This is a genomic window from Bartonella sp. CL63NXGY (assembly GCF_042194905.1).
GTDB lineage: Bacteria > Pseudomonadota > Alphaproteobacteria > Rhizobiales > Rhizobiaceae > Bartonella.
In genome coordinates this window covers 18,838-26,649 of sequence record NZ_JBHINK010000006.1, presented here as the reverse complement: position 1 = coordinate 26,649, position 7,812 = coordinate 18,838, and the positions used below count along the sequence as shown (strand labels likewise).

At 44.6% G+C, this 7,812-nt stretch carries 6 protein-coding genes; 2 read left to right on the top strand and 4 right to left on the bottom strand.

Annotation, left to right across the window (positions count from 1 at the left end; genetic code table 11):
• Positions 1 to 477 precede the first annotated feature (477 nt).
• Complete coding sequence (locus ACFIK0_RS04575) at positions 478 to 2,697, top strand: toprim domain-containing protein (protein ID WP_375663585.1); 2,220 nt, start codon at positions 478 to 480, stop codon at positions 2,695 to 2,697.
• On the opposite strand, the gene ACFIK0_RS04570 is transcribed toward ACFIK0_RS04575, so the two are convergent.
• The 4 genes from ACFIK0_RS04570 to ACFIK0_RS04555 all read right to left on the bottom strand — a co-directional run bounded on the left by ACFIK0_RS04570 (position 2,688) and on the right by ACFIK0_RS04555 (position 5,136).
• Positions 2,688 to 3,260, bottom strand: coding sequence for a hypothetical protein (locus tag ACFIK0_RS04570; RefSeq protein WP_375663584.1), 573 nt, complete (start codon positions 3,258 to 3,260; stop codon positions 2,688 to 2,690). The two genes, ACFIK0_RS04575 and ACFIK0_RS04570, sit on opposite strands and share 10 nt — an antisense overlap.
• Complete coding sequence (locus tag ACFIK0_RS04565; RefSeq protein WP_375663583.1) at positions 3,239 to 3,922, bottom strand: hypothetical protein; 684 nt, start codon at positions 3,920 to 3,922, stop codon at positions 3,239 to 3,241. The genes ACFIK0_RS04570 and ACFIK0_RS04565 overlap by 22 nt, the downstream gene beginning before the upstream one ends.
• A gap of 239 nt (positions 3,923 to 4,161) precedes the next feature.
• Positions 4,162 to 4,485: a hypothetical protein gene (locus ACFIK0_RS04560; RefSeq protein WP_375663582.1), complete on the bottom strand. Its 324-nt coding sequence runs from the start codon at positions 4,483 to 4,485 to the stop codon at positions 4,162 to 4,164.
• 24 nt (positions 4,486 to 4,509) lie between these two features.
• The gene (locus ACFIK0_RS04555; RefSeq protein WP_375663581.1) at positions 4,510 to 5,136 is read right to left on the bottom strand and encodes a hypothetical protein; all 627 of its coding nucleotides are present in this window, start codon (positions 5,134 to 5,136) and stop codon (positions 4,510 to 4,512) included.
• Between the two features lie 684 nt (positions 5,137 to 5,820).
• Between ACFIK0_RS04555 and ACFIK0_RS04550 the strand changes: the two genes are divergently transcribed.
• Positions 5,821 to 6,390: a hypothetical protein gene (locus ACFIK0_RS04550; RefSeq protein ID WP_273790862.1), complete on the top strand. Its 570-nt coding sequence runs from the start codon at positions 5,821 to 5,823 to the stop codon at positions 6,388 to 6,390.
• Positions 6,391 to 7,812 lie beyond the last annotated feature (1,422 nt).

Below are 7,812 nucleotides of genomic sequence, written 5' to 3'. Positions count from 1 at the left end.
CCACTTCCCATGCTCTTGGCAAACAAACACCAACACAGCCATTTCAGAAAAACTCAATGAAAAGCAAACTCTTTGGCAACAAACCCACCCCTTCCACACAAGGACACCCCAACACATGCCCCAACAGGACTCCAACATGCACCACACCCTCAAAACAGGCATACCCACCCCGCCCTTCTTTCACCCCCTTCCTCCTTTCCCCTTCCTCCTTTCCTCAAGGCACCACTTCCCATGCTCTTGGCAAGCAGACATCAAGGCGGCAGTTTCAGAAGGTTTGAGTGAGAGTCAAGCCCTTTGGCAAGCCAAGAGGTTTCGCGACTATTGGCAAGAAAAGAGCGGCAAAGAAGCTCTCAAAGTAAACTGGCAAGCCCCATAGCACCACGGGACTTTACGATCAGATCGAATGGTGAGAACAGCAAAAACAGAATTCTCACCTCCCACATCTTGAGAAAAACGACAATAATATCACGAATGACCATGAGCACAATTTTTGAAATCAAACAAAAACTTATCTCACAAGCCGATAAAATAGTAGAAATGCTTCTTCCCCAAGGGCACAAACGAGGCAACAATTGGATTGTAGGCAACACACGTGGTGAAGCGGGTCAAAGTTTATCGATTTGCTTAAGTGGTAGTAAAGCAGGACTTTGGTATGATTTTGCAGAAAGCACAGGAGGAGATCTTTTAGACCTTTGGTGTGAAGTCAAAGGCATTAGCCTCTCTCAAGCCTTAGAAGAAGCACGCGCGACTCTCAATCTGACACGCCCCAAACCCTTTATGGCGCCCCATCGTTCCTATCGCCGTCCACCGGTTCCTACAGGGCAGAGCCCGCAGAATCTTGTAAAAACCTATCTCCATGAAAAACGCCGCATTCCTCTAGAGATTATAAAGCGTTACCGCATAGGAGAAAATGGCGAAAAAATCATTTTCCCCTTTTATAAACCCGACGGCACCCTTGCTTTAGTCAAAGAACGGCTTGCGCAAACGGGAGCAAAAACAAAACCAACAGCCTCCCAATGTGAACCGATTTTATTTGGTTGGCAAGCCCTTTACCCCACAAACCACCCCTCCACGCACACATCCCAGCAGGCAACCCAGCACACACCTCAGCAGGCACCCCAAAACACCACCTCAACCAACCCCGCCTCCACAAAGGCATCCCCGCACACATCCCAACAGGCAACCCAGCACGCACCTCAGCAGGCACCCCAAAACACACCCCAGCAGGTACCCTCAACCAACCCCGCCTCTACACAGGCACCCCAACACACACCTCAGCAGGTACCCTCAACCAACCACGCCTCCACGCAGGCGCCCCAAAACACCGCCTCAACCAACCACGCCTCTACACAGGCATCCCAAAACACCGCCTCAACCAACCACGCCTCCACGCAGGCATCCCCGCACACATCCCAGCAGGCATCCCAACACGCACCCCAGCAGGCACCCACGCACGCGCCCCAACAGGCGCCATTCCCCAATTTTTCTTCAACAAACCGTACCATTGTTATCACTGAAGGAGAAATTGATGCGCTATCCTTAGCCGCCTATGGATATCCGGCGGTTTCTGTTCCCTTTGGAGGAGGCAGTGGAGGAAAACACAACTGGATTGAAAATGAATTTGATCATTTAGAATCTTTTGAAACGATTTTTTTAGCCACCGATATGGATCCGCCCGGAGAAGAAGCAGCCCGTGAGATTGCCAGCAGGCTTGGACGCCACCGTTGCTACCGTGTCCGTTTACCCCTTAAAGATGCCAATGACTGTTTAACCGCAGGGATCGATAAAGCCACCATAAAAGCTGCCTTTTCCTCAGCACAAAGCTTTGCCCCAGAAGGTTTACGGCGCGCCTCAGACTATAAAGAGCAAGTGATTGGGCTTTTTTGGCCAGAGCCTGAAAAACATCTTGGTTATACGGTTCCCTATCCTAAACTGAAGGACAAATTGCATTTCCGCCCAGCAGAATTAACGCTCTGGAGTGGTGCGAGTGGTGCAGGTAAAAGCCAATTATTATCAGACTGTATTCCCCATTGGATTGCACAAAAGAGTCGCCTTTGCTTAGCGTCTCTAGAAATGAAAGGAGAACAATCACTTCGCCGTTTAACCAAACAAACGGGCGGCTTAGAACAGCCTACAAAAGAGACAATTGAACGGATTCTTCATTTTTTAGACGAAGGGCTTATTCTTTATGAGCATGTTGGCAAATCGAGCGTAGATACCTTGCTTGAAGTCTTTGACTATTGCCGTGCGCGCTATGGCTGCGATCAATTTATCATCGACAGTTTGATGCGGCTTGGCATTGCCTCTGATGATTATGCAAGACAAGAACAAGCGGTTTATAAAATGGTTGATTGGGCTGTTTTAAACAATGTGCATATTCACCTTGTCGCCCATGCCCGCAAAGGCGGTCTGGATAAAGATATCCCCAGCACAGAAGACATTAAAGGCGCCTCAGAAATTGGTGCCAATGCCTTTAACATCATCACCATTTGGCGCAATCGGTCGTTGGAAGATAAAATCTTTGCCGCCTCTCTAGCACAAGAAAAAGCAGATTTAGCAAAACGCCCAGGCGTTATTATGAATATTGCCAAACAACGTTCTGGTGATTTTGAAGGCAAAATAGGGCTTTGGTTTGATCCCCAAACCTACCGCTATCGCTGTTCTTTTGAACAATCATTCCCTCGACGTTATCTGTAATACCCCATAAACCCCACTCTCTTTAAAAACGCCTCCGCCTTCACACGCGCACGCCTTGCTCCCACAGAAACAACAGGAAGGATCAATCCACAAATAATGAAAAACACCCAATCCTTCGCGAACCAAAGCCAGCCCAACCCCATATTCTCTGCTCCCAAAGGCAAACAAAAAAGGATCGCTCCAGCAATGGCGCAAAACACCAACCCCTTCAATAACCACAAACAACGCGTCACCACCCCATCTTGCCGCCCCCTTATATGCAAAATCAAGAACCACTCCAACACTACAGCAAACACGATCCCCATCAAGGACAATAGTCCCCAAGGTATGTCCATACTCTCCATCCCCCAAAGAGCCAAAAAAAGGACGACTCCTAAAATACCGTAAAACAGCACTTCCTTCAAAAAGAGGGAAACACCAAAAATACAATAAAACGCCGCCCGCCACCACGGAATATCGAAGCGCTTGGAAAGCCTATAAGTACAAATAACGACAACAATAAAAAGGTAGGAAACCACCAACAACAGCAAAAAAACACCAGCTACCTCAAGAACCAAGCCCATAGAACACGCGCACGCCTTATACCCTGATAAATCAAAGGAGAAAAAAATCCAACAATAAAGGGCAACACCCTCTCATCCGAGAACCAAAGCCAGCTCAACCCTAGATTCTCTGCTCCCAGACGGGTAAAACAAAGGAGAGTACCCAAAATGCAGGAAAACAGCACAAAATTCAAAGCACGCAACGACCTCTGTAACACCGTATCACCTTGCTCGCGTATAAAGAACCCCAAGAGCACTTTCAACAATACAGACAAGAGCAAAACCTTTAAGAATACCGCCCTTATGCTATCCATATCTCTGACACCCACAGCAGCAAACCACAGGATAAAGCCCATCATGCAACAAAACATAACCGCCTTTAAGAACACTTGCCAAGCAACAGGCATGCTCTTGACGCCCAGATGCACCAAACCAAGGACAGTTGCAAAAATGCAAGAAAACACCGCCCCCTTCAAGAGCAGCTCCCCGTCAACAGCGCGCCTGCCCACGCCCACATAAATAAAACCAAGGTAGGTGGCAACAACGCCATAAAGCACCACCCATCTCCAAAACATCCCCCCTGTAACAGAGCGACGCTTTGCTCCCACATAAATAAAAATCAAGGCCAGAGCAAAAAAGCAGAAAACCCCCAACAACAGCCAAAACATCACATCGTTCGACATCAAATACCCCTCACAGAAAGAACATCAAAGACCACGCCCGTGGGACAGAAAAATGCTCATTTTTTTAAGCCCCCCAACAGTACACGCACACACCGTACCCCTCCAAAGCAAAAAAAGGAAAAAGTCCAACAACGCAGCAAAACACCAGCACCTTCAAAAACATGTCCCGCGCAACCACCATACGCCCCGCTCCTTTATTAAGTAAAAATCAGAGACCATGCCAAAAATGCAGCAAAAGATCAATCCTTTGCAAAGAATGAAAGCCTAAACCCAAGACGTTTTGCCCCTAGACAAATAAGCCCAAGGATAAGACCAAAGACAACGCCAAAAAGAATGTAAAAGACCCACTTGTTTGAGAACCACAACCAAGTCAAACCAAAGTGCTCAGCTTGCGCATAAACAAACTTAGAGACAGCGATAATAATGAAGCTCAACGCCAAATTTTTTAAAAAAGCCTTCCTTGTAACCCCGAAAAACCTCATTGCCGCATAAATAGAAACAAAGACAAGAGCAACAAAGCAGAAAAACCCCAACCACTGCAAAAACATCACATCGTTCGACATCAAATACCCCTCACAGAAAGAACATCAAAGACCACGCCCGTGGGGAAGAGAAATGCTCATTTTTTTTAAGCACCACCCCAACAGTACACGCACACACCGTACCCCCTCCAGAGCAAAAAAAGGAACAAGTCCAATAGTGCCCACAAACACCCCATTGTTAAAGATCACAAACCAGCGAACCCCCATATGCTTAGCGCCGTTATACGCCAACCCAACAACAGCTCCAACAACGCAGCAAAACACCAGAAACCTCAAAAAAGACACCCCACGTGATATCCCCTTACCCCGCACCCTCATAAGCAAAACCAAGGACAGGTCCAGCAATGCAACAAACACCGCTCCTATCACTAAAAATTCCCACGATATATCAAAACGCTTCACTCCCTTATAAGCAAAGCCAAGAACCACTACAGCAATGGCGCAAAACACCACAGCCTTGAAAAACACGCCCCACGATACAGTCTTACGGTCTGCTCCCACAACAATAAAACAAAGGGTCGCTCCAGCAATGCAAGAAATCTCCACCCCCTGCCAAAACACCTCCCACGTCATAACCGGTCGCCCCGCATCCTCATAAGCAAAACCAAGGACCAAGCCAATAATGCCCGCAAACACCAACCCCTTCAAAAACATGTCCCGCGCAACCACCATACGCCCCGCTCCTTTATTAAGTAAAAATCAGAGACCATGCCAAAAATGCAGCAAAAGATCAATCCTTTGCAAAGAATGAAAGCCTAAAACCAAGACGCTTTGCCCCTAGACAAATAAGCCCAAGGATAAGACCAAAGACAACGCCAAAAAGAATGTGAAAGACCTAACTGTTTGAAAACCACACCTGAGCCAAACCAAAATGCTCAGCTTGCGCATAAACAAACTTAGAGCTCACGCCAACAAAGAATGCAAGCACCCCACTCTTAAAAAAGTCCTTCCTTGTAACCCCGAAAAACCTCATTGCCGCATAAATAGAAACAAAGACAAGAGCAACAAAGCAGAAAAATACCAACCACGGCAAAAAAACCAAATCATGCGGCATCAATATCCCCCACAGCAGTAAAATTAAAGGTAACGCCCATCATGCAAAAAAAAATGCCAATCCTTTCAAGAAGCAAATCCACGCGAGACAACACACTTTTCCCCATACAGCCTCCCCTATAAACCCCTCTCCTATAAAACAATGACAACACCCACAGAAAGCGACCCCTCACCCTTTTTTTGAAACTTCCCCTCACGCAAAAAGCAGACATAAAAACGTATCCCTCAACAAGCATACAACAGCACAATCCCGTTTCTTTGCATAAACATAAAGAAGCAAACGATAATTTTTAAGGAGATGCTATGACCCATAAGCAGAAAAAAAATATGCAAACCTGCCCGCTTGATCATCAAAATCAAGAAAAGCACATTGGTCATTTAAAGACGCAAGAAATCCCTGTTGAAACGCGTAATCCTTATTTTAAACCCAATCATCGAGAAAGTTCCAGCAACCCGCGCACCATCAATGCCATTGCCAATGCACAAAGCCATCCCATTGCACTTTTATATGCGAAAGGACATCTCAGCAAAGCCCAATATAAAGCGGCAGAACGTTTTTATTTTTACTGGCGTCAAAGCCAAGCCGATCTCCACATGAGCCTTGACTACACCCGTGAAAAGGTTTCCTGTAGCCAAGGGTACATACACCCCATTGAACGTCAAATAGAAGCCTCCAATCATTTAAGAACAATCAAAGTTCAACTGGGTATTCTTGGCTATTCACTGCTTGAACGCGTTATCGGCCATGGACAAGCGATAAAAGAATTAAGTTCTTCAAAACGCAAACAAAACTCCCTTGCCGATCATTTACGAGATTGTTTAGACTTGCTCGCATTTCATTGGGGATATGCAAACCATAAACATTTTGAATAATCCCCCTCCTCGCCATTTTAAGCGGCCTCCCATGTTGCCCCCGCCCCTCTAAAGAAACCTCCCCCACACGGGCTCAAGCATTGAGCAGCTCTCGCCCCCATTTTCATTACCTTGCCCCCCCACACCCAAAAGGACAATACTTCACCCCCCACACATACTGAAGATACACCCCACACTCTTAAAAACAAAAAGCCTTCCCCATATCAGTCCTATAATCATGAGGGGCTCTTAATTCATTTTTGATTGAAGAATATTATCAAGATGCTTGCATGTATCATAATATTTTTAAATATAGTTTAATTAATATCGAGTCTTAAAACAAATATTCAATTGAAAAAAGTGTTAAGTTTTAATGCAAAATGACAAAATTTTTTGTAAAAAGTATTTTTTATATTGCTATTTTTTCAATTCTCTGCTAATTATAATGTGGTAGGTTCTTTAAGTATGATTTTTTGTATTTAGTACGGCCTTTTGAATTTATTCTTTTTTGACACGTCCTGCGAGTCAATGTTAAAATTCTCCTGCTCTTTGGTCCTCTAATTGCGACGGAGGACTTTTTTTTATAACTGTACTTTTTTATGACTGTATTGTCTTAAATCACTTCCTTATGAGCTTTGTTATATTCCTCCATAAGGTCTACCCGCAAAATAGATCATTCTTTTGTCAAATTGACTTGCGTTTCATTCTCAAAGAACAAAGATTCTTAACTCAATCTGATTTACAAACAGCTTGGATACACTTCTCTCTTGGCTTCCATTTCCTCTTGGCTTCCATTCAGGGATTTTCAGCTAAACTCAAGGCGCAACAGAAGCTTGCTCTGTCTTAAAGATTCACCACGCCCTTAAAAAAACACTTAAAACATATCCAAAGAAGCTTGCTTCATATCACCAAACTTCAAATGACAGTGTTTTACGACATAACAGAATGACTTAACTACTGGATAACTTTCTTTATCGCATAGTCCACCAACAGGTTGATGTATCACGGTAATACTTTGATTTATAATAATAATTTCCAGTTATCTATATAAAATTAAGAGACCCGGATATCATAGGGATTCTCTCATTTTAAATTTATTTCATGTTGCATCAATCAACACCTTGTCTTTTCCACATTACAAACATGAGAGACATATGAAATAAAACACTAGCAAGATAAAGAATCAAAATGCCTCTTATGAACACGCTCAAGAGCCAAAGGCTGTCATCACATGAGGCGCGAATAGTATGATAGTGCAGGCTTTCCCCTTATGAGATTTTAAAGAAGGGCTTATCCACTTCGCAAGAGATTTCTCCATTATCCCATTCATCAATATCCCCATTCATCAATATCCCCATTCATCAACATCCCCATTCATCAACATCCCCATTCATCAACATCCCCATTCATCAACATCCCCATTCATCAACATCCCCATTCATC

Bases quoted from the DNA above. Each gene is read 5' to 3' on its own strand.
- ACFIK0_RS04575 (WP_375663585.1), top strand. From the start codon at position 478: ATGAGCACAATTTTTGAAATCAAACAAAAACTTATCTCACAAGCCGAT.
- ACFIK0_RS04570 (WP_375663584.1), bottom strand. From the start codon at position 3,260: ATGGGCTTGGTTCTTGAGGTAGCTGGTGTTTTTTTGCTGTTGTTGGTG.
- ACFIK0_RS04565 (WP_375663583.1), bottom strand. From the start codon at position 3,922: ATGTCGAACGATGTGATGTTTTGGCTGTTGTTGGGGGTTTTCTGCTTT.
- ACFIK0_RS04560 (WP_375663582.1), bottom strand. From the start codon at position 4,485: ATGTCGAACGATGTGATGTTTTTGCAGTGGTTGGGGTTTTTCTGCTTT.
- ACFIK0_RS04555 (WP_375663581.1), bottom strand. From the start codon at position 5,136: ATGGTGGTTGCGCGGGACATGTTTTTGAAGGGGTTGGTGTTTGCGGGC.
- ACFIK0_RS04550 (WP_273790862.1), top strand. From the start codon at position 5,821: ATGACCCATAAGCAGAAAAAAAATATGCAAACCTGCCCGCTTGATCAT.